We start from the raw sequence: 22771 nt of genomic DNA, 5'->3' as shown, positions 1-22771 counted from the left end.
TTTATGGAAATAGAGTTAAATAGATAAGGAGAAAAAATGTTTATATTAGAACTATACCAAGATGGAATTAGCACAGAGCTAGGACTATTTGACACCATAGAAGAAGGAAGAAAATTTATATCTCAACTTAAAGGATACAAATTTGAAGAGATAGACGGATTTGAATACGAAACTATAAAGCTGGATTCAATCTCAGACTACATGGAACTAGAAATAAATGGCAACATAGTACCACTAACTAAGTTTATGTTTACAGAAGATGGCGATGTAGAAGTATATTGGAAAGAAATTCCAAACCTATCTAAAAAAGGAAAAGGAATCGTAGAAGGTGCAACTAGAGTGGATGCCTACACAGTAGCGAATTCAGATTTAAGAGAATATATCGAAGCGAGAGAAAATAATTATTTAGAAGTAAAGAAAAATCTAGAAAAGAAAGGCTACCAAGTAGAAAGAGCCTACTTCGGATCAGAAGACGGAGAAGCAATCCTATTTAGAAAAAAAGATTCAGAAGATTGGCACTTCTTAACCCATATGGATCCGGAATTCACAGAAAAATTTGATTTAGATGAATGTTTAGAAATGGTAGAAGAAGATAATTAACTTGAAAGCAAAAAGCCACCACTCGGTGGTTTTTTGTTTCTAAATTATATTTTTTCAAAATAAAAAATGGGCTTAAAGGAGCATTCAGTTATTGATTTATGAAAACAAAGTTTAACTGATGACCTTTAAGCGGTAAAAAAATAACGACCATACAAGAGTAAAAATGCTCCTGTGTGGTCGTTTTCTTGTGTTTAATTATATCAAGTACCAAAAAGCTAATTTATTCTTGCAATTTAAGAAATTTTAGTCAATATTTTTTTATTTTAAAAAGTGCTATAAAAAACTTGACAATTATATATATATATATATAATGTATATATAATGTATATATAATTAATAAAGAGATGTTTATTTTTAGCATTTATTGAAAGGAGAAAAAAAGTGCAAAATCAATTTTTTAAAAAAAGATTTTTATCATTTTTATTAGCAATTATCATGATTGTTGGATTTTTACCGTTTAAACACATTTCTAATGCTGATGTAAAGGTAAATGAAATTTATCTTGATAGTGCTAAGGGTGATGATAATAGTGACGGTACAAAAGAAAAGCCGGTGAAAACTTTTGCTAAGGCAATTGAAAAGGCTAAAGACGGTGATACGCTTAATGTTATAAGCCTTACTGAAAAAAATCTAACAGTTAATAAAAAAATAACATTAAAATTTCTTGAAGATGTAACTATGCAAGGAAGTGGAACTGCTATTACCTTAAAAGATGGAGCACATCTTTGCGTAGCTGAAGGAAAAACACTTAACATTAATGGTTATAATAAAGGAATTTTAGTCGAAAAAGGAGCAGAAATAAACGACGGAAATTATGTATTTAAATTTCCTGATAATGGTTTTGCTTTTGAAACAAGTGGAAATATTGTAGGAACAAGCAAAGACAAGCTTAAAATGGACATAACCAATGGATATTTTATGTTTCATAGTAAAGATAATGAATTAAGAAATGCTACTATTAATCAGAGATATGAGGGAGATAAGTGGCAACTTTATGAATGGAATGGTTTTAAAGCTTTTAATTCAGAAATCAATTTATATAGACTACCAGTATATTTTAAAGGTCCTTTATACCTTGATAACACAAAATTTGTAATAGACGGAACGGGTGTAAGACATGAAACAGGGGCATATTTTGAAAACTCTTGGGAAGTAGGAGTATTTCATTTTACAAATAATTCTATTTTTGAGGTAAAAAACTTTAATAAACATTGGAGATCAAAAGGCATAACTTTTGGTTATGGCAATAGAGTGCTTGTAGATAATGGAGCTAAGATAGTTGTAAAAAATAATGGAAACGGTGGTTTTAATGCAAATGAAGGTATAGCAACCTTCAATGGTGGCTATCTTGAAGGAGATGGACATAGTGGTTCATTATTTGGAGCACAAGATAAAGCAAATACTAAGATAGTTTTTGGGGCAGATTCAGTTGTAAATACACCGATGAAAGCCGACTCTGATAATGGGCTGGGTCAAAGTGGAACAAACTACATTGTAATAGGTGGTTCACACAAAGTTAAGTACTCTCCTAATTATCAAGGAGGACTTGCAATTCCAGTTAATGGAGAAGAAAATGGTAATGAAAAACTTACTTGGTTTCAATTAAAAGATAAAAGTATAGAAAAGCTTACTCCAATAAATAAAAATGGAAAAACTTATGATTATTCTGTAAAAAATCCATCCGATGATGGCAATAAATATGTCTGGACTCCAGCAGCTAAAGCTACTTTTAAATTAAATAATAATGATGCAAGTTTTAGCGATAAAACTAATGATGATAAAGAATTTAAAACAATAAGAGGTTATAAACTTGATGATGTTGTAGGAAATGTTAATCCTGGTGATCCAACAGACAAAAATGGGGTTAAATTTTTAGGCTGGTACTACAAGACAGATAAAGGCGAAGAAAAAGCATTTGATTGGAATGGAAAACTAACTACTGACACAGAAGTTTATGCAAAATGGGAAAGAAAAACAGCTATTTATCATAACGGAGCTGGTAAAGACTATATATCTTCTGTAAGTAAAGATGCAAAAAATATAGAAGTTTTATCTTTTGATGATATTTTAAAAGAAAAAGATGATTTTAAAGTAGAAGGTAAAAAATTTGTAGGCTGGACAACAGCGCCTGACGGAAGCGGAAAAGTTTATAATGCAAAAGAAAAAATAGATTTTAAAGATAAACAAACTCAAATAGACCTTTACGCAAAATACACAGATGATGAATATAAAGTTTCTTTTTCAGCAAATGGAGGAACTTTTAGTGAAAATTCAATCTTTAAAACTAAAACAGATGTCTTTACCATTGAAAAAGATAAAAATGGCGGCGATGTTGCAGTATTGAAGAAAACTGCAAAATACAATGATAAGTTATTTGATTTGTTAAACGGACTTGACCATAACAGTTTAAAACCAGATATAAATGCAACAAAAACAGGTTTTATTATTGGAAATAAAGATAACTGGTCAACTACAGCAGAACCTGGCGGAACTGGAATAAGATTTGATGATTATACTTCATCTTTTTTTGGACATTCATTTACAGTTAAAGGTAAAAATCCACAAATAACATCAGATACAACTTACTATTTAACTTGGAAAGATGATCCGAATATTCCTAATGAAAATAAAATTTCTTCACAAGAAACAATTGACTCTGACATTTGGTCAGGCAGTAAACAAACAAGTAAAGATATAAAAATCATTTCTGAAAATAAAGAATTTTCTTTGACAGGAGAAGTGAATGTATCTTCTATAAAAGAAAAAATGAAAGCAATTGAGGAAATGTTTAATAAAGAAGAAAAAGACTTTGATAAAATTTCCCTAATTGGAGCAACATCAACTTTCACTGCTACTTTAACTTTACCTAAAGAAGTAGAAGCGCCTAAAAATTTACAAGTAGAAGCTAAGGGACTTGGAGATTGTTTTGAAGTTAGTGAAACAAAAGTAAATGGGCAAAAAATAACTGTAACATTTAAACTTAAAGACGGAATGACTGATTATAAAAAATTAAAAGAAGCAGTCTTATCTACAGGTGATAAAGATAATACACTTTCAGTAACAGTTAACGGGCTAAAATTAAAAGATTTTGATAAAATAAAAGACGGTGAAAAATTCACGATTAAAGGAGAAGTTAAAGGAGAATTTTCTTCAGTAGCAAAAGAAGAAGATACAATTAAAAAATTCGACTTTAAGTGGACTGGAAAACAATCACAAGAAGGAAAAGATGTTGAAGCAAAAGATGATTCTACTATCCAATATACAATAATGGTTTCAAAACCTGTTCAATTAACTCTTGATGGAGATTTACTTGTTAAAAAAGGAGAAGAAGCATATAACACAGAACATGACATGGTTTATCCAGTAGATAAAGAGGACTTTTTAACATTTGATGGAAAACTTGATGTTTCTTCAATTAAAAATCAAATACAATCTTTAAAAGATGACTTTGATAAAAACAATAATAATTCTTCAAATGAAATAACAACTAAAGATGTTAAAAGTGAATTTATAGCAGAGCTTACAGTTCCAGAAGGATTAGAATTACCAAAAGACTTAAAAGCTACTTTAACTGAAAATAATCTTTTTAAAGTTGAAAGCACAGAAGCTAATGGAAACAAAATCACCGTTAAAATGACACTTAAAAAAGACTATACTAAATTTACTGATTTATATACAGATGTAACAAATGTAAATGATAAATTAGATTTAGAAATTCCAAATATTAAAGTAAAAGATACAGCTAAAGGTAATTTAACAGTAAATGGAAAAGTAACAGGTACATTTATAGGAGCCGCAACAACAAAAGATTTAAAAACAAAAGTATTTAATTATCAATGGACTGGAAAACAAATACCAGACGGAAAAGACTTCACTCAAAGTGAAGACGATAATGACTCAATTAATCTTACAGTTAATCTTCCACAAGAATTTGTTTTAGATGGAGATATTTTAATAGGTGATGATACTGAACATAATGCTCTTCATGGAGTAAAACGAGGAGAAAACCTTGAATACACCGGAAGACTTGATGTAAGGAGTATTAAAAAGCAAATACAATCTTTAAAAGATAATTATGCAGGAAATTCAAGCGCTATAACAACAGAGAATATAAAAAGTGAATTTATAGCAGAGCTTACAATTCCTGAAGGTTTAGAAATACCAAAAGACTTAAAAGCTACTTTAACAGAAAATAATTTATTTGAAATAAAAAATGGTGATGTTAAGCGTGATGGAAATAAAATCATTGTAAAAATGACTTTGAAAAATAAAAATTACACTAAATTTACTGATTTATATAAAGATGTAACAAGTGTTTCAGATATATTAGATCTTAAAGTTTCAAATATCAAAGTTAAAGGAACTGTTAAATCAAATGATAAGCTAACAGTTATAGGAAAAGTTATAGGAAAATTTACAGGCGTTGCAACTAATGAATCTTCTAAAAAGGAAGTTTATAATTATAAATGGACTGCAGAGCAAACTGAAGATGGAAAAGACTTTTTAATTAAAGATCAAAAAGATAATAAAACAATTCAATACACAGTAATTGTAAAAGAAGAAACAAGACCGGGTGAAAATCCAGGTAAAAAACCGGATGAAAAACCGGGTGAAAATCCAGGTAAAAATCCAGATAAAAATCCGGATAAAAAACCGGATAAAAAACCGGATAAAAAGCCGGATGAAAATCCGAAAGATAAACCTTCAGCTAATAAAAAACAAAAACTTGTAAAAACTAATATTTCACAATCTTCAATATTATTAGTTTTGGCAAGCGGAGTTTTAGTATCATTTGTAAAGAAAAAGAAAAAATAATTTTCATATAATTAACAATGTTATATTATTTACTTTTTTATAATTTAAATTTTGGTAAATAATTATAAAATTAAATTTATAAATTTTTTCTTTAAATTAAAAATTATTAAGGATTAACTTGTAGTAAAATATTAGTTAATCCTTTTAATTTTATCTATTTTATATAAAAAATTTTAGTAATATAACAAGTTTGTTTGGTTGTATTGTATATTATTTTATATTAAAATAAGATAAGGCAAGTGATATTTTTGAATGAATTAAAAATATTTTTATATATTTTTAGAGACAAAAAATGAGAATATAGATAAAAAATATGAAAAACTAGTAAATAAATTTAAATTAAATAGTAAACTAACTGATTAAGGCAAGCAGAACGGATGGGTTATCCCAATGGTTGTATGTTTAGTATTTTCACTATTAAGACAAAAGCTATGTTTAAAAAGAGCATTAAACAAAAATAAAAAATAAGCTATGAGATAAATTTCTCACAGCTTATTTTTTTGCTTTTCAGCGCTTTATTACTTATTATCAAAGGTAATTATTAAATTATTTTCTTCTTTTCTTAAAAGATACTGCAGATAGTGCTAAAGTAAGAAGTGAAAATAAAGAAGAAGTAGCTTGTACATTTGTTTTTGGCACTTTGTTTTTATTGCCATCTTTATTATTGTTATTATTGTTGTTCTTGTTGTTATTATTGTTGTTATTGTTACTATTGTTGTTATTGTTGTTATTGTTGTTATTGTTGTTGTTATTATTTTCGCTATTTTGAACAACTATTGTAGTTTTTGTAAAACCTTTATTAAACTTAAACTTAAATTCATGAGAACCTTCTTTTAAATTCTTAGAAAAAGCTTCATTAAAACTTATAATTGTACTTCCTCTTTTTAAAGTGTAATTTGAAGGAGAAATAAGCTTTCCATCTAGATAAGCTGCTTTAAAATCAGTTACATCTGTTGAAATTCTAAAAGAAATTCTCTTTTGTTTTGATTTATCAAAAACTTGATTTTTTCCGTTTAACACTTTAATATCTTTATTTTCTGTATTTTCCCTTTCTTCTTGTTCTTTTCTTTGTTTTTCTCTTTTTTCTTGTTCTATTTGTGCATTAAGCGCCATGATTTGAGCTTTAACTTTTTTTATTTCTTCTCTTAAAGATGAAATTTCTTTTGTTAAAGTTTCCATTTCGCTTTTTGCTAACTTAACTGCTTCCTCTTTAGTATTTATATCTTTTTCTAACTTTTCTTTTTTAGCTTGTAACTCTTTTTGTTCAGCTAAAGAAGAATTAAATCTGTTAGTAAGATCTGAAATTTCTTTTTCTAAATTACCAATCTTTGTATCATTTTCAGTTATATCCTTTGTAGTTTCTTCTTTAGTTTTATCTAAAACTTTCTTTTCTTCTTTAATACTTTGATTTTTTGTAATTTCTTTATCTCTTTCGCTTTCAAGTCTTTTTGATTCAAGTAAAGCAGTAGTCTTTTCTTTTTCAGCATTTGATTTTTCTTGCTCTAAATTAGCTTTTTCTTTTTCTAAATTACTTTTTTCTTCATTTAAAGTTGCTCGATTATCTTGTAAAGTTTTTAACGTCTCACTTAAAGCAGTTTTTTCAGATAATTTTTGTTCTAATTGACTAGTTAATTCCTTTATAGATTTATCTAAAGTGTTTTTTTGACCTTCTAGTTCTTTTCCTTCATTTTCATATGGTTCGTTTATTTCTTTTATTTTTTGTTCTTTTTCAGCAGTTTTGTCTTTTTTAAAGTTTTCAAATTCTTTATTTTTTTCTTCTATTTGTCTATCAATATCTTGTGTATTTGATTTGTTTTGTTCTTCTTTTTGAGCTTTTTCTTTTTCTTTTTGTTGTTTTTTATTTTTTTCAGCTTGTATTCGTTCAGTAAGCTGTTCTATTTCTCTAGTTACTGTTTCTATTTGTTGTGCTACTCTTTGAGAATCTTCTGCCTTATCAGGTCTTCCTAACAAACTCTTTTCTTTTTTTTCAAGTTCTTGTTTTTCACTTTCCTTTTGTTTTTTTTGTTGTTTAAGATTATTTATTGTACTTTCTAATTTTTGTATTTCTGTATCTTTTTCTTGTTTTTGATTTTCCTGTTGCTTTTTTTGTTGTCTTAATTTTTCTATTTCAGAGTTTATTTCTTTTTCTTTAGACTCTAGTTCTTTTACTATATTTTTTTCTATTTCTGCAGACTTTTGTTCTATTTCATTTTTTTTATTTTTATGAGCTTCTAATTTGTTGTTTATATCTTTTAATTCTTCATCTTTTTTTGCTTTTTCTTGATTTAAAGTTTGTATTTCTGTATCTTTTTCTTTTATTTCTTTATCTTTTTTACCAATTTCGTCGTTCTTAGCATTTAATTGTTCTTCTTTTCCTTTTATTTCTTTATCTTTTTTACCAATTTCTTCAAGTTTTTTATTTATTTCTACATCTTTTTGTTGTTGTATCTTAACTTGTTCTTTAATTTTCTCGTTAAAATCATCGATTTTTGTGTTAGATTCTTTTATTTTTGTTTCTTTTTCTTGTAAGTTTCTATTTGTTTCTTCTAACTTTTTACTTAATGCAACTTTTTGTTGTTGTAATTTTTCTTTTTCTAACTCTTTCTTTTCTTTATCTGAAGATAAAGTGCCAGATTTTTGTAGTTCGTCATGATATTTGCTTTCTGTATTTGCTTTTTCTTGTTGCAAAGATTTAACTTCATTTTGCAAATTAGAAAGTTTATTTTCATTAAGTTTTTTAGTTTTTGCTTCTAAGTCTTTGTTTTTTTGTTCTAAATCTTTTTTTAAATTGTTTAATTGTTCGTTATTTGTAAGTTTTTGTGCATGTACACTTTGTGTTACTAAAACTGCAGCTGTTAGTGATAATCCTATAATTTTTCTAGTTTTCATAAATTATTCTCCTTATTTTTTGATTTTATTTTTTAAATTTTATTTTCATTTTTTCATTAGCGATATTATTTTAACATTCAAATATGAAATGTTTATGAAATGAAAAAAAATTTTTAAATCTTGCATAAAAATTAAGGTGCTACAGCTGAAAAAGAAGTCTTTGAAATTACCTTTGATAGTCTTTTGGAGTTCTTCTTTACTTTAGATGCTGACTATAGGAAAGATGCTGTGTGGCTTATGAATGGTAAGACGGCACTTTTCCTGCACAAACCATCTGGATACAGTGGAACTATATCGGAATAGTTGATATTAATCATAATATAGAAAAATCGGCATAACTAGTATTTCTACTAATCATGCCGATAATTTTTTAAGAAATTAAATCCCTAATTTACAGCCCCTAAGAGAGCTTATTTCCTATGGTCAAATTTATTTAATTCTAAATTACTAATGATACTTAATAATTAGACTTTATCTATGCTATGACAGGGTTTCTCCTCTTTTTTTGTTAAATTATTTTCTCTTTTTAAGAGCAAATGCGCCAACAGCTGATGCAATTAAACTTAATATAATCGAACCTTGGCTTTCTATTCCCGTTTTTGGAAGTTTTGCCTTTTCTTCTTGTTCTTTTCTTTGTTTTTCTCTTTCTTCTTGTTCTTTTCCTTGTTTTCCCTTTTCTTCTTGTTCTTTTCTTTGTTTTGCCTTTTCTTCTTGTTCTTTTCTTTGTTTTGCCTTTTCTTCTTGTTCTTTTCTTTGTTTTTCTCTTTCTTCTTGTTCTTTTCTTTGTTTTGCCTTTTCTTCTTGTTCTAAACTAGCCAATAGTAATTTTTTCTTTGCAATTTTTTCTCTTAGATTTTTAATCTCTATATCTAACTTTTTGATTCGTTCATCTATCTCTTTTATTCTATCTTCGAGAGCTTTTCTATCTAGTTTCACTTCTTCTAGTGATACTGCCATTGGCATAGCACTTTTAAGTCCCATTTTTTCTTCTAGTTTTGAAAGTTTTTCTTTTAGAGTTTTTATATCATTTGCTGTCTTTTTACTTAAAGCATTGCTATCATTTTTTTCTTTTTCTAATTTTTCTATTTCTTTCTCATTTGCGACAATTTTTTCTTGAATTTTTGCTTTTTCTTTTTCAAGATCTTTAATTGCTTGCTCTTTGTTGTCTACAGCCTTTAATTTATTTTGTTTTTCTTTAATGGTATTTTGAATATTTTTAAGATTTTCCTCTTCTGCTTGCAAATCATTTTTTGCGTTTTCCAAAACTTTTTCTTGTTCTTCTTTTGCTACTTTAAGCTCATTAACCTTTTTTTCAGTTTCTGGCTTGTTTTTCTTCATATCTTCAATACCTTTTTCTAAACGCTCAATTTTTTTGTCAAGTTCAGCTTTTTTAGCCTCTAAATTTTTATAATCTTTAAGCTTTTTTTGTTTTTCTGAAATTTCTTTTCCAAGTTTTTCTTTTACTTGTTTTATAATATTTAATGCACTTTCTCCACCAATTCTTTTATTTTCAAGTTCTTTTATATCTTTTTTTAATTGCTTAATTTTGTCGATTACACCTTTTAGTGTTTTATTATTTAATTTTTCCTCAAAATCCGGATGTTTATCTATCAATTGTTGCAATTCAGCCTTTTTCAATTCATAACTAGCATTAACAACCTTTAATTGATCCTCAAAATTTTTTTTGTCTTCTTCATTTTTATTTTCATTTGCTTTCAAATCAGTGATTTCTTGTATAAGGCTTGTCTTATTGGCAATTATATTGTTTAAACTTTCTTGAATTTTTTCTCTTTCTTCTTTAGCTTTTGAAAGCTCTTGTTCATACTTAGCCAAATCAGCTGTATATCTTTCTAAAAGAGCATTTTCTTTTACATAATCAGCTTCCTTTTTCTTTAATTCTTTTTTTGCAGATTCAAGATTTGCCTTTAATCCTGTTACTTTTTTTGAACTTTCCTCTTCTTTTTGTTTTTCTGTTATTAAGGTGTTTTCAATAGATTTTTTATTTGCTGGATCAAGTTTTTTTATTTCATCTATCATTTGATCTTTTGCATTGAGATCTTTTGCTAAAGTTTCTTTTTCTTCATTAGCTTTTTGAAGTTTTTCTTTTAAAGACTCAAGCATTTTTTTATTTTCTTCTTGTTTACTTTCAAGTTCTTTGATTTTATTTTTTAATTCATCAATTTCCTTAGCTAATTTATCATTTCCCTTGGATAATTTATTATTTCCCTTGGATAGTTTATCAGAAATTTCAGATTTTTCTTTAAGTAATCTTTCTCTTTCATTTATTTTTTCTGATAATTCTTTTTCCATTTTCGCTATTTCTTTTTTTATAATCTCAATTTTATTTTCGATCTTAGCCTTGTAGTCAATTTTTGTAGGATTTACCTCAACATTTTCTTTAGCTATTGCCAAATCTACTTTTGACAAAAGTATGCTTGACGACAGGGCCAAAACCATTGCGCATTTTTCTATTTTTTGTTTTTTCATAATTTAATCTCCTTAATTTTTAATTTTATTTTTTTTATTTTATTTTTATTTTTTATTTGTGATATTATTTTAACAATAAAATGTGAAATATTTGTGAAATAAATATGAAATGTTTATGAAATGAAAAAATTTTTTTAAAATCTCGCTTGGATAATTATCGTAAAAAAGTGCTGTTATGTTTTTTTGTAAAAAAAAAAGCATCTAAAACTAGATGCTCAAATAAATTTTACTAAAATTTCTTTCTGCTACCGGGTTTTACAAGTTCGATTTTTCCGTCAGCACAAAGTGGACATTCTTCTTTTTCAAAAGCTTGTACATTCAATGCGATTGCGGGAAAAAGTGGATATTCGATATTTGATTTTCCATTTGTTCTATCTACGATTGATGCGATTCCTACAACATTGGCTCCATGTTCTTTTAATACTTTGATTGTTTCTAATGAAGATTTTCCGGTTGTAACTACGTCCTCAACTACAAGCACATTTTCTCCCTCGTGGATGAAAAATCCTCTTCTTAATGTCATTACATCATTTTCTCTTTCGGTAAACATAGCTCTAACGCCTAATGCTCTTCCTAATTCGTAAGCAATTACGATTCCACCCATTGCAGGTCCAACTACTGCGTCAACTTTTACTTTCGCATCTTCTATTTTTTTCTTAATTACTTTACAAACTTCTTCTGCTTTTTTTGGATACATCAAAAGTTTTGCACATTGAACGTATTTGTCGCTGTGTTTTCCTGATGATAATAAAAAATGTCCTTCTAATAACGCTTCGCTTTCTTTTAATAATTCTAATACTCTTTGTTCCATAATTTTCCTCCTATACTAAAATTAAATAATCCCTCTTATTTCTTGTAAGTTTTTTATGTTTTGTTCTTTACAGAATTTTTCCATTCCCTCAATTATGTCAATGCAAACTTTCGGGTTGATGAAGTTCGCTGTACCGACTTGCACTGCTGTTGCTCCTGCCATAATAAATTCTATTGCATCTTTCCAATCCATTATGCCACCCATTCCAATTACAGGAACATCTACAACTGAGGCAACATCTCTAACCATTCTAAGTGCTATCGGTTTTATGCAAGCACCTGAAAGTCCTGCTGTTACATTGTCGAAAACTGCTTTTCTTTTATAAATATCAATCGCCAATGCATTGAATGTATTTACAAGTGAAAGGCAATCAGCTCCCGCCTGAACGCAAGTTTTTGCCATTTCTTTTATATTTTCGGCGTTTGGAGATAGCTTTACCATAAGGACTTTGTCTGTATTTTCTCTAACTTTTCTAACAATTCCCTCTGCTATATCGCATTTTATTCCAAAAGCCATTCCGCCTGATTTTACATTCGGACAAGAAATGTTCAACTCAATTATTTTTATATTTGTCTTATTGATTAATTCAACAGATTTCAAATAATCTTCTAGCTGTGAGCCTCCAATGTTGGCCAAGATTTGTGTATCATAGCTTTCCATAAAAGGTAAATCTTCTTCAATAAAAGTCGGTACGGACGGATTTTGAAGTCCGATACTGTTCATTATCCCGGCAGGTGTTTCGTAAATTCTAATTCCCGTATTTCCGTCTTTTCCTGCAAATGTAAGTCCTTTTGTTGAGATTCCACCGAGTCTGTTTAAATCGATATACTCTGCATATTCTCTACCAAAACCAAAAGTTCCTGAGGCTGTGATAACCGGATTTTTAAACTTTACTCCACAAATATCCACTTCTAACATTAAAAATTCACCTCCTTAACTTCAAAAACGGGTCCCTCTTTACAGATTCTTTTCATTCCGTTTTTTGTTTTACAGCTACAAGCCAAACAAGCACCTACTCCACAACCCATTCTGCTCTCAAGTGAAACATAAACCGGTATGTCAAGACTTAAGTTTTTAATGGAATTCATCATCGGATTTGGTCCACAACAATAAATTACATCATAATCTTCTTTTATTATTTCTGTTATGAAACCTTTATGTCCAACACTTCCTGTATTTGTTGCGATATATGTATTTTCTGTAAACTCTTTAAATTCTTCAGTAAAATATGTTTCATCTCTAAAACCTGCGTATAAATCAGTTTTAGCATCTAATTTTTTTGCCAAATACAACATCGGTGCAATTCCGATTCCTCCTGCAACAAGTGCAACTTTTTTGCCCTTAAACTCATCAATAGAAAATCCGTTACCTAAAGGTCCTAAAATTTCTATAAAGTCGCGGGCTTTCTTTTCGGACATAATCTTCGTTCCCTTGCCGACAACTGCATAAAGAAAAGTAAGCTTGTCATCTTCCATATCGCAGATGCTTATAGGACGAGGAAGCATGTTCCCGTCCTCAAAGCATTTAACCATATAAAATTGTCCAACTCTAGCTTTAAACTCTCCCTTAACCACCATTTTATAAATATCTGTGGCAATTTTTTCGTTTAAAATTATTTCAACTTTTTCGTATGATTTATTTTCCATAAATATCCTTTCTCATGTTTAAAACAGCCTCTCTAGTGTAGTGAGCAAATCTTTTTTCGCCGTCTTCAAATTTTTGGTAATATTTTATGATACCTCTTGAAGAGTTTACAACTCCACCATTAAAGTCGTTCAAATAAGTTCTAATGTCCTCTGCCTTTGCTCCTTGCGCACCATATCCAGGTAATAAGAAGAAAATATTTTTATATCTTTCTCTAATTTTTTTAGCCTCTTGACTATGAGTTGCTCCAACAACATAGCAAAGTGGAGAATATCCACATTCTGAAGTTAAACTATCAGCAAATTTTTTAAGCTCATCCCCAACTTTAAAATAAAGTGGTTCATCTTGATATTCAAGACATTCAATGTCCTTTGCGCCCTCGTTTGAAGTTCTAAGTAAAACGAAAACTCCCTTTTCACCCGTCTTTAAGTAATCTAAATACGGAGTTATGCTATCCATTCCCATATATGGGTTAAGAGTGATGAAGTCTGCCTCAAACTCTCCTTTAAAATGCGCCCTTGCATATTCCTTTGCAGTACTTGCAATGTCGCTCCTTTTAACATCGCCGATACTTAAAAGTCCTTTTTCTTTAAGATATCTTAAAGTTCTTTGATATGCGATAAGACCCTCAAGTCCGTTTGCCTCATAGTATGCGATTTGTGGCTTGTAGATTGCAACAATATCACAGGTCGCATCAATTATTTCCTTGTTGTATTCAAAAATTATGTCTGAAAGTTTTTCGTGTTTTTGTTTTATATAGTTTGGAATGTAGTCCAAATGACTGTCAAGACCAACACAAACAAATCCTTTTTCTTTTACTGCCTCATATAATTTATCTATTATCATTACATTTCTCCTTTATATTTTATTTCTCCGGCTTTAATTGTCATAAGCACTTCTCCGTAAAGCTCCATTTTATCAAATGGTGTATTTTTACTCTTTGATGCAAATTTACTTGCATCTACAACAATTTTTTTATTCTCATCAACTATAACCAAGTCTGCGTCATATCCCTCTTTGATTAAGCCTTTTTTAATTCCCATTAAATTTGCTCCACCGTAGGACATAACTTTTGAAAGCACTCTCATATCGATATTTCTTTCTTTTACAAGCTTTGTATTACAGATTGCAAATGCCGTTTCAAGCCCAACAAGTCCTGGACTTCCGTTTGCCTTATCCTCCATTGTATGTGGTGCATGGTCTGTTGCGATAGCATCAACAGTTCCGTCCAAAATTCCCTCTATCAAAGCATCTACATCAGCCTTTTCTCTTATCGGTGGATTAACTCTGTATGAATTATCCCAAAGCGCAATATGATGAGGAGTTATTTCACAAGTAACACGGACGCCCTCTTTTTTTCCACGTCTTACAGCCTCTAACGAATCAACCGTACTTACATGGCACATGTGTATTCTTCCATCAAGTCTTTTTGCAAGGTAAATATCCCTTAAAGTCATTAAGTCCTCTGCAATTCTGTAATCAACCTTTGAAAGTTCACTTTCGGCGTGAATCATAATCACCTTATCAAACTTTTTCGCCTCCAAAATCGCCCTATACATTGTAGTTTCAGAAAGCACCCCTTTACCATCATCGGATAAAAATTTTGCATTTTCAAATTTTGAATAATCAACTAAATTTTCTCCGTCAAAGTTTTGAGTTACTGCAACAATCTGATTTATATCAACTAAGTCAAGCTCCTTAGCTCTTTTCATTATGTCGTTGTAAGTTTCAAGGTCGCTACAAATCGGTTTTGTATTTGCCATTGTGTTTACAGTTGTATAACCACCTCTTAGTGCAGAAAGTGAGCCCGTCTTTAAATCTTCCTTATAAGTAAAGCCCGGATCTCTAAAGTGAACATGTAAATCCACAAAAGCCGGCATAACAGTCTTTCCATTTGCATCTATAATTTCATAACTTTCATCAAAACTTAAATTTTCTCCAATTTCTATAATCTTTCCATTTTCAATTTTAATTTCTCCGGATTTATTTGTATCCTTATCCACTAAAACAGCATTTTTAATTATTTTTTTCAACATTCCCTCCACAAGTATATAAGTTATCACAATAATTACATCTGTAAATTCCCTTTTCTCTATTAACTAATATAAATTTATTTTGAACATTTTCGTGGCAAGTTATACAACGTGGGTTTTTACATTTTATAAAGCCCTCTACCTTTTCAGGTAAAATCATTGAAAGTTTTTCTTTAATTTTTTCATTTTCAATTATATTTACAGTTAAAGTTCTGTCGATTAATCCCAAAATCGCAAGGTCAACATCTATTACATTTTCAATTTTTATCATATCTTTTTTTCCATATTTTTTAGAATCGGCATTCATTATAAGTGCCACTGTGTAATCAGCTTTATCCAATTCTAAAAGTTTAAAAATTTCATAACCAAGACCCGGTTTAATATGGTCGATTACAATTCCGTTTGAAATACTATTTATATTTAACATTATTTTACCTCCAATAATTTTAAGATTAGCGCCATTCTGATTATCATCCCAAATTTAACTTGATTGAAATACTTTGCTCTCGGGTCAGAATCAACCTCAGTTGCAATTTCATTTACTCTTGGTAGTGGGTGAAGAATTATCATATCATCTTTTGCATTTTTCATCTTTTGATTATCTAAAATATAAGTATCTTTAAGTCTTACATAATCAGCCTCATTGAAAAATCTTTCTCTTTGAACTCTTGTCATATACAAAATATCAAGCTTATCCATAACTTCTTCAATAGTTCTAACTTCTATAAACTCAACATTTTTTTCGTTTAGATACATTTTTATATATTCAGGAATAACAAGCTCAACAGGTGAAATGAAGATGAATTTATTTCCCTTGAACTTTGAAAGAGTCTTTACAAGAGAGTGAACAGTTCTCCCAAATTTCAAATCCCCACAAAGACCGATAGTCATATTTTCCAAAGTTTTCTTAGTTTGAGAGATTGTAAGTAAATCTGTAAGAGTTTGAGTTGGGTGTTGATGACCGCCGTCCCCTGCGTTAATGAAAGGAACAGGAGTTACTTCCTTTGCAAGTTCAGCAGAACCCTCGTGCGGATGACGCATAGCAATTATGTCTGAATAAGAGCCAACAGTTCTTATAGTATCTTGCAGGCTTTCTCCCTTAGTTGCTGATGAAACCTTTGGGTCAGGAACTGTTATACAACTTCCACCAAGTCTAAGCATAGCCGCCTCAAAACTAAGTCTTGTTCTTGTTGAAGGTTCAAAGAATAGAGATGCTAAAACTTTACCTCTACATTTTTCAGAAAATTTTTCAGGATTGTTAAAAATTTCTGCCCCTAACTTCATAAGCTCAAGTAATTCTTCACATGAAAAATCTTCACTACTAACCAAATTTCTAAATTCTTTCATACATTTCCTCCTATTAAATTTATTTAATCATATTTTGTTACAAAAAAAAGGAAATAACAAAAGTTATTTCCTAAAATTAAAATTATTAAAGACAAATATTGAATTAAAAGAAAAGCCGGTAATCCAACTTTTAAAAAATGAATTTCCGGCTAATATATTAAAATTATTAAAATGAGAAAATTTAAAACCAAAAACAGAAAAGTCGGTTAAGTAAGTCTTATTGATATTAGTAACCAATTTTTTAACTGTATTTGACATAAATTTTACCTCCGTTCAATTTTTCTTTGATTATTATACACCAATAAAATTATATTGTCAATACATTTTTGACAGTTTTTCAAAAAATAATCTGAAAAAAATTATTCCCAACATTCTATATTTAAGTAATCAAACACTATATTCGATTGTAATCAAATCAATTTAAAGCAATGAAAAGTCCTCCATTTTCCAAATTTCTGTTGCTATGTCTGTGTAAAAGTCTTTTTCGTGTGAGATTAGGAAAATTCCTCCTTTATATTCTCTTAAAGCTCTTTTTAGTTCCTCTTTTGATTCAGGGTCAAGGTGGTTTGTAGGCTCGTCAAGCATTAATATATTTGTCTTTTCATTTAATATTTTACAAAGTCTTACCTTTGCCTGTTCTCCACCACTTAGTACCCTCATTTGTGATTCAATATGAACAGTTGTCAACGAACATTTTGCAAGGGCGGCACGAATTCTAAATTGCTCCCAGCTTGGAAATTTTTCCCACATTTCATCGATTGGAGTCTTGTTGTTATCATAATTTTCTTCTTGTTTAAAATATCCGATAGATAAATTTTGTCCGAAATGAACAGAGCCTGAAATAGCTTTGATATTCCCTAAAATAGTATTTATAAGAGTTGTTTTCCCAAGTCCGTTTGCACCGACAATTGCAATTCTGTCGCCTCTTTCCATGCGAAGATTTAAGGGTCTGCTTATCGCCTTATCATATCCGATTACCAAGTCCTCTGTTTCAAAAATCAACCTACTCGTTGACGGAGCAGTTTCAAAATAAAATTCAGGCTTTGGTTTTTCTCTAACAAGTTCAATTTTTTCCATTTTATCAAGTTTCTTTTGTCTTGACATCGCCATATTCCTTGTAGCAACTCTCGCCTTATTACGTTGAACAAAGTCCTCAAGCTCTTGAATTTCCTGTTGTTGCTTTTTATATGCAGACTCCAATTGTCTTTGTTTTAACTCTTTTAATCTTAAAAATTCATCATAATCCCCAACATATCTATTTACTTCACAATTTTCAACATGGTAGATTAAATTTATTACCGAGTTTAAAAATGAAATATCGTGAGAAATCAAAATAAATGCATTTTCATAGTTTTGTAAATATCTTCTAAGCCAATTTATATGCTCCTCGTCCAAGTAGTTGGTAGGCTCGTCAAGAAGTAAAATATCAGGCTTTTCTAAAAGCAATTTTGCAAGTAGAATTTTGGAACGTTGCCCACCTGAAAGATCTGATGCAAGTCTTTCAAGCCAGTCTTTAAGTCCCATATTATGAGCAATTTCATCAATTTTTGAATCAATCATATAAAAGTCATTTGTTTCAAGAAGTTCTTGAAGCTCGGAAGCCTCAAGCATTATATCGTCAAGCTCTTTACCGGTTAATTCGCCCATCTTCATATAAATATCATTAAGCTCACTTTCAACTTCAAAAAGATATGAAAAAGCAGATTTTAAAACATCACGAACAGTCATTTCAGAAGAAATTACAGAATGTTGGTCAAGATAACCGATTCTAACACGCTTTGCCCATTCAATAGTTCCTTCCTCAGCCTCAAGTTTTCCCGTAACAAGATTTAAAAAGGTACTCTTTCCCTCTCCGTTTGGACCGACAAGACCGATACGCTCTCCTTTTAAAAGTCTAAAATTTACATCTTTAAGTATTTGACGCCCACCAAAACTATGGCTTAAATTCTTTACAGTTAAGATACTCATTTTTTTCTCCTTTGTATGTTATAGCTCTACATATTTTACCATATTTTTTCATTTAAGTAAAAATTTTAAGGACTGATTTAAAAGAAAGTATATTCCAACAAAAAAAGCCGTCATTTCTGACGGCAATTTTTTTAATTAAAGTCTTTTAAGCATCTGATCTTGAAAATCCGTTTTTCATTTCACAACTTGCTGTGAAAAGTGTTTTATCAAGTAAATCATTTGTTTGGTCTTTTACAAAGTCTGTTATTTCATCATTTGCTTTTTCTAAAAATTCGTGAACATTCTTTATCTTTGATTTTTTCTTTAAAAATTCTTTATCATATTTATTTAAAATTGTACGACATTTTGATTGAACTGCATTTTGATATCTTTCAATATGAGATGCAGTTGATGGGAAATGTGCATCACAAATTACTCCGATAATACGATTTATCCAATAGAAATTATCTGTTGTTGGAGTAAGTGTTGTATTTTCCAAATATTCAGGTGTTTTTGTAATATTTGCATAATACGGAACGATTGCGTTAAATACATTTGATCCAAAAGATAGCCACTCAATACTTCTGATTTCTTCAGGCATGTATGGTCTTATTTGAACTAAAGCCAAAACATCATTACGATTTATACCTATAGGTCTAAATTTTCCTTTTTGTGATAAGTCTCCACTCTTTAGATATGGGTCGTAAGGAGTTCCTTGATAGTGATTAGACATAATATATTTAACATCTTCTATTGTAATCTTCTTTTCAGGAATCATACACCAAGGAAGATTATCACTATCCGGTCTAAAACGAGGATTTGCTCCACTCCAATCGAAAGTATTCGGATTAAAATATTTAAGCATTACCCAAGCACGAGGTGTATTGTAAGTATGATCCGCATCGGAATGGCTTCCAAAAGCAATTCTCGGATTGAAAGGATCTTTATAGTCTTTATCTTCATCATAGTCAAGACCTTCTTCAAAATCATCAAGAATTTTTTCAAGAGACATTTCAGTAGATAAGTCAAGGAAATTTTCTTCAATAAATTCTATCAAATCTGATGAACACATAAAGTCATTCTTTTCTCCATAAGCATCTTCAAAATCAAAATGATCAAGTCCGAATTGGTTCGGCATAACAACATAAACATCGTCAGGAACTCTTCTTGCTATCCAATGATGACCGCCTATTGTTTCAAACCACCAAATAGAATCAACATCTTGAAAAGCAATTCCGTTACTTTCATAAGTTCCGTATTTTTCTATTAGAGCGCCAAGCCTTTCAACACCTTCTTTAGCACTATTTATATATGGTAGAGTAATTACAACAAAGTCTTCTTCCCCTATTCCACCTTTTTTTATAATACCCGGTTCAAATTCTACTAGAGGATCCGCTCCCAAAACCCTTTCATTAGTAGTAATAGTTTCTGTTGCAGTCATTGAAACATTTTTTTCATTAACGCCACAAGCTCCCCAAACTCCACGCCATTTTTTTACATTTGGAAGACAAGTATAACGCATAGGGTTTTTAGGTAATTCAATTTCACAATCTGTACGAACAGATTTGTAATGAATTGGTTGATCTTTAGGTTCAACAACAATAAATTTTTTTGATTTAAACATTCCTGCTGAAGAATCTTCAATACGAGCAACTAAAGTTGACCCATCATAACTTGCTTTTTTTCCGATAAGAATTGTAGTACACATAACAAACCTCCTTAAAATTATGTTAATAATAATTATTAACCATACTTATATTATAACTCAAATTTACAAAAAAGTAAAAATATTTTTGTTGTTTCACAAAAAAAAAACAATTAACGGTTTCTCCATTAATTGTCTTTCATAATATAAAACTATTTATTTTTTAATAATCTATTAACTTCTTTTTGAACTTCTCCATAGTTGTAACCTGCATTTTCAAGTTTTGCACGTCTTAGTTCTCCGTTGCCCCAGTTTCCCTGTATGACCTCTTTTGCTATGTCATTTATAGCTTTTTCGTTTATGAAAGCTCTGTAATCAACCCAGCCTTTAAGCTCCTTAACATAGTAATAACTTCCCCATTTTCGAGTTAGAGTTACTTCTTCGTTTTGGTGTTTTTCAGTCGTTCCAATCATACTCTTATCTTCACAAAACCAGGGCAGACTATCTATCGAATAGACTCCTTTTACCTTGCTTTTTACATTCAAAAGCTCCATATATTCCTCTCCTTGTTGTTCCTTTAATCTATACACATAAAAATGTGGTTTTCCTGCATTTATCCACAATCTATCGTGGTTATCCACAGAAATTCCATTTGCAGAATAATTACAGTGGATAATTCTATTTTCATCAATAAAAATTCCCGTATGACCAAAACTTCCACTACTATTTCCCTTTCTTCCCCAAACAAAAATATCACCTCTTTTAGCATTCCAAGGAACATTGTCCGTAATTTTTTCAAAACCGTTTTGCAAAAGCCAAGAATGTTCACGCTCCGTATCTATCGTCCAGCCATTGCTACTTGCTCCACCACTTCTAAGAGCATAGTAAATCGAAGATGAACAGTCGTAACTATAAAGTCCGTTTCTGTTTTGCATGGAGTAGGAAACATTGCCTTTTCTATTTTCAAACCATTGTATCGTCTTTTCTATATCTATCATAAAATCTCCTATTTCAGTTTAACCACCAATTCATTTATTGCCTTTGTCAACTCATCAATCTTCTTTTCAAACCTGAGTAACAAAAATACAGATAAAACTACTGGAAAACCAACATTTGAGATATTTGAAATTATATTTTCCATATTAACCCCTTTCGTTTATAGTAAAAAAAGACCAAAAGGTCTTTTTTACTAAAGCACTGTAACTTCTTCGTGACTTGTTGAAATTATATCCGCCTTTTTAATTCCAACAACTTTTAAGTCGTCTTTTGCTAAAACAGACTTAAAATCAAAAGCCTTTATAATATCAGAAGCCTCATCAGCTGAAATATTTTTAATATTTGCAATTGAAAATTTTGCATTTTTTCCGTCCTCTAAAGTTAGAGTTAAGCTCAATGTCTTTCTCATATTCTACCTCCTAAGCTAAAGTTGTTTCTACAACTTTGATTGTTGCAGTTTTTGTTCCATCGATGAATTTTTCAACAAATTCACCTAATTTTTTTAAATTCTCATCAGAACATTCACTTTGAACATCTTTTACTGTTATGTTTCTTTTTTTAGAATTAGCAAGGTTGAAACTAACCTTTAAATACTTTTTAGCCATATCTTTTCTCCTTTTTTTATTTTGTTGTAAGCCTTACACTTATATAATAAAATTTAGAATAAAAAAGGGGGGATAAATAAAAAAATATTATTCCTTTAACTTGTTTGGTTAGTATAAATATGATAAAATAAATATGAATTTACGATTCTTGTGTAAAAGAATATTTATTTTATCATATTTACCCCTTTAAATTTATCAAAAAGGAAATATGTTCAAATAGTTGATAATAAGAGATTTGGAGGCAATATGAACAAAGGACTGCTCGGAATTTTTTCCTATATAATTTTATTTATTTATACGATTTTTACAACCCTTAATTTATATATGATATTACAAAAAAAAGATACAGAAAGAAGTTTTTTCAACGTTTTTCTAATGCCGTTATTGGCATTATTTTATTTTTTAGCATTTAAAAACCACAGTATTTTTATATATTTGGCAATTTTTTCTTTTTGGCTTGGAGATATATTCTTCACAAAAAAAATCAAAAAAAATATAATCTTAGGCTTTAATTTATTTTTTATTGGAATAATTTTTTACATAGTAAAACTCGCTACTCTAATAAAAATTTCAAACCTAAACTACTTGATGACATTGTTTATTATCATCTTGTACTCTGGACTTGTATTTTTTGAAATTGCAATTTCCTATGAATATGCTAAAAAATACTTTAAAAGAGATATAATATTTTTATACATTTTTGCAGGTTTAAACTCAATACTATGTATATTTACAATTTTAACAGCAATTTCTGCTTATCAAAACGGAATATGGTATTTGATTTTAGGAAGTAATTTATTTTTACTTTCAAACTCAGCTTTTTCCTACTCGATATTTATAAAAAACAATAGATTTTTTAATATATGTGCTACATTAATTTACTCAATCTCACAATTACTAATAATTATAGGATTTGGAATATTTTTAATTTAAACGACTAGATAGTCGTTTT

The 22771-nt window shown here is 29.5% G+C and carries 19 protein-coding genes; 3 read left to right on the top strand and 16 right to left on the bottom strand.

The window, feature by feature from the left end; genetic code table 11:
* Nucleotides 1-36: 36 nt before the first annotated feature.
* Together IBJ83_RS00505 and IBJ83_RS00500 are read left to right on the top strand one after the other, a co-directional pair.
* Complete coding sequence (locus IBJ83_RS00505) at nucleotides 37-600, top strand: hypothetical protein (protein ID WP_201274919.1); 564 nt, start codon at nucleotides 37-39, stop codon at nucleotides 598-600.
* Nucleotides 601-981: 381 nt separating this feature from the next.
* The gene (locus IBJ83_RS00500) at nucleotides 982-5415 is read left to right on the top strand and encodes a right-handed parallel beta-helix repeat-containing protein (RefSeq protein WP_333473009.1); all 4434 of its coding nucleotides are present in this window, start codon (nucleotides 982-984) and stop codon (nucleotides 5413-5415) included.
* 546 nt (nucleotides 5416-5961) lie between these two features.
* On the opposite strand, the gene IBJ83_RS00495 is transcribed toward IBJ83_RS00500, so the two are convergent.
* From IBJ83_RS00495 to IBJ83_RS00420, 16 genes are all read right to left on the bottom strand, one after another.
* A complete protein-coding gene (locus IBJ83_RS00495; RefSeq protein WP_201274918.1) occupies nucleotides 5962-8304 on the bottom strand; it encodes a coiled-coil domain-containing protein in 2343 nt (780 codons plus the stop codon).
* Between the two features lie 513 nt (nucleotides 8305-8817).
* Nucleotides 8818-10791, bottom strand: coding sequence for an LPXTG cell wall anchor domain-containing protein (locus IBJ83_RS00490; protein WP_201274917.1), 1974 nt, complete (start codon nucleotides 10789-10791; stop codon nucleotides 8818-8820).
* A gap of 229 nt (nucleotides 10792-11020) precedes the next feature.
* Nucleotides 11021-11602, bottom strand: a complete 582-nt coding sequence (gene pyrE, locus IBJ83_RS00485) for an orotate phosphoribosyltransferase (protein WP_201274916.1) — start codon at nucleotides 11600-11602, stop codon at nucleotides 11021-11023.
* Nucleotides 11603-11623: 21 nt separating this feature from the next.
* Nucleotides 11624-12520, bottom strand: coding sequence for a dihydroorotate dehydrogenase (locus tag IBJ83_RS00480; RefSeq protein WP_201274915.1), 897 nt, complete (start codon nucleotides 12518-12520; stop codon nucleotides 11624-11626).
* Nucleotides 12520-13248 carry a dihydroorotate dehydrogenase electron transfer subunit gene (locus tag IBJ83_RS00475; protein ID WP_201274914.1) on the bottom strand — a complete coding sequence of 243 codons (729 nt, stop codon included), beginning with the start codon at nucleotides 13246-13248 and terminating at the stop codon, nucleotides 12520-12522. Before IBJ83_RS00475 ends, IBJ83_RS00480 begins: the two co-directional genes overlap by 1 nt.
* Entirely contained in the window at nucleotides 13238-14092 is an 855-nt protein-coding gene (gene pyrF, locus IBJ83_RS00470; protein WP_201274913.1) for an orotidine-5'-phosphate decarboxylase, read from the bottom strand. Before pyrF ends, IBJ83_RS00475 begins: the two co-directional genes overlap by 11 nt.
* Nucleotides 14092-15279, bottom strand: a complete 1188-nt coding sequence (locus tag IBJ83_RS00465; RefSeq protein WP_201274912.1) for a dihydroorotase — start codon at nucleotides 15277-15279, stop codon at nucleotides 14092-14094. Before IBJ83_RS00465 ends, pyrF begins: the two co-directional genes overlap by 1 nt.
* Complete coding sequence (locus IBJ83_RS00460) at nucleotides 15263-15706, bottom strand: aspartate carbamoyltransferase regulatory subunit (protein WP_201274911.1); 444 nt, start codon at nucleotides 15704-15706, stop codon at nucleotides 15263-15265. Before IBJ83_RS00460 ends, IBJ83_RS00465 begins: the two co-directional genes overlap by 17 nt.
* Nucleotides 15706-16626 carry an aspartate carbamoyltransferase gene (gene pyrB / locus IBJ83_RS00455; RefSeq protein WP_201274910.1) on the bottom strand — a complete coding sequence of 307 codons (921 nt, stop codon included), beginning with the start codon at nucleotides 16624-16626 and terminating at the stop codon, nucleotides 15706-15708. Before pyrB ends, IBJ83_RS00460 begins: the two co-directional genes overlap by 1 nt.
* 63 nt (nucleotides 16627-16689) lie before the next feature.
* Entirely contained in the window at nucleotides 16690-16884 is a 195-nt protein-coding gene (locus IBJ83_RS00450; protein WP_068473420.1) for a hypothetical protein, read from the bottom strand.
* A 162-nt stretch (nucleotides 16885-17046) separates the two neighbouring features.
* On the bottom strand, nucleotides 17047-18594 hold the full coding sequence (locus IBJ83_RS00445; protein ID WP_201274909.1) for an ABC-F family ATP-binding cassette domain-containing protein: 1548 nt from the start codon (nucleotides 18592-18594) through the stop codon (nucleotides 17047-17049).
* A gap of 145 nt (nucleotides 18595-18739) precedes the next feature.
* Nucleotides 18740-20281 (bottom strand): C69 family dipeptidase, encoded by a 1542-nt coding sequence (locus tag IBJ83_RS00440; RefSeq protein ID WP_201274908.1) that lies wholly within the window; start codon nucleotides 20279-20281, stop codon nucleotides 18740-18742.
* Nucleotides 20282-20430: 149 nt separating this feature from the next.
* The gene (locus IBJ83_RS00435) at nucleotides 20431-21216 is read right to left on the bottom strand and encodes a peptidoglycan amidohydrolase family protein (RefSeq protein WP_201274907.1); all 786 of its coding nucleotides are present in this window, start codon (nucleotides 21214-21216) and stop codon (nucleotides 20431-20433) included.
* Nucleotides 21217-21224: 8 nt separating this feature from the next.
* Complete coding sequence (locus tag IBJ83_RS00430) at nucleotides 21225-21359, bottom strand: YvrJ family protein (RefSeq protein WP_082713903.1); 135 nt, start codon at nucleotides 21357-21359, stop codon at nucleotides 21225-21227.
* Nucleotides 21360-21407: 48 nt separating this feature from the next.
* Nucleotides 21408-21623, bottom strand: a complete 216-nt coding sequence (locus IBJ83_RS00425; RefSeq protein WP_068473406.1) for a DUF2922 family protein — start codon at nucleotides 21621-21623, stop codon at nucleotides 21408-21410.
* Between the two features lie 10 nt (nucleotides 21624-21633).
* On the bottom strand, nucleotides 21634-21819 hold the full coding sequence (locus IBJ83_RS00420; RefSeq protein WP_068473402.1) for a hypothetical protein: 186 nt from the start codon (nucleotides 21817-21819) through the stop codon (nucleotides 21634-21636).
* A 246-nt stretch (nucleotides 21820-22065) separates the two neighbouring features.
* Between IBJ83_RS00420 and IBJ83_RS00415 the strand changes: the two genes are divergently transcribed.
* A complete protein-coding gene (locus IBJ83_RS00415; protein WP_201274906.1) occupies nucleotides 22066-22752 on the top strand; it encodes a lysoplasmalogenase family protein in 687 nt (228 codons plus the stop codon).
* Nucleotides 22753-22771: the final 19 nt, after the last annotated feature.

The sequence above is a fragment of the Parvimonas parva genome (assembly GCF_016552165.1).
Taxonomy (GTDB): domain Bacteria; phylum Bacillota; class Clostridia; order Tissierellales; family Peptoniphilaceae; genus Parvimonas; species Parvimonas parva.
Note: the sequence above shows the minus strand (reverse complement) of the source record. Positions and strands in the feature narration are given on the sequence as shown.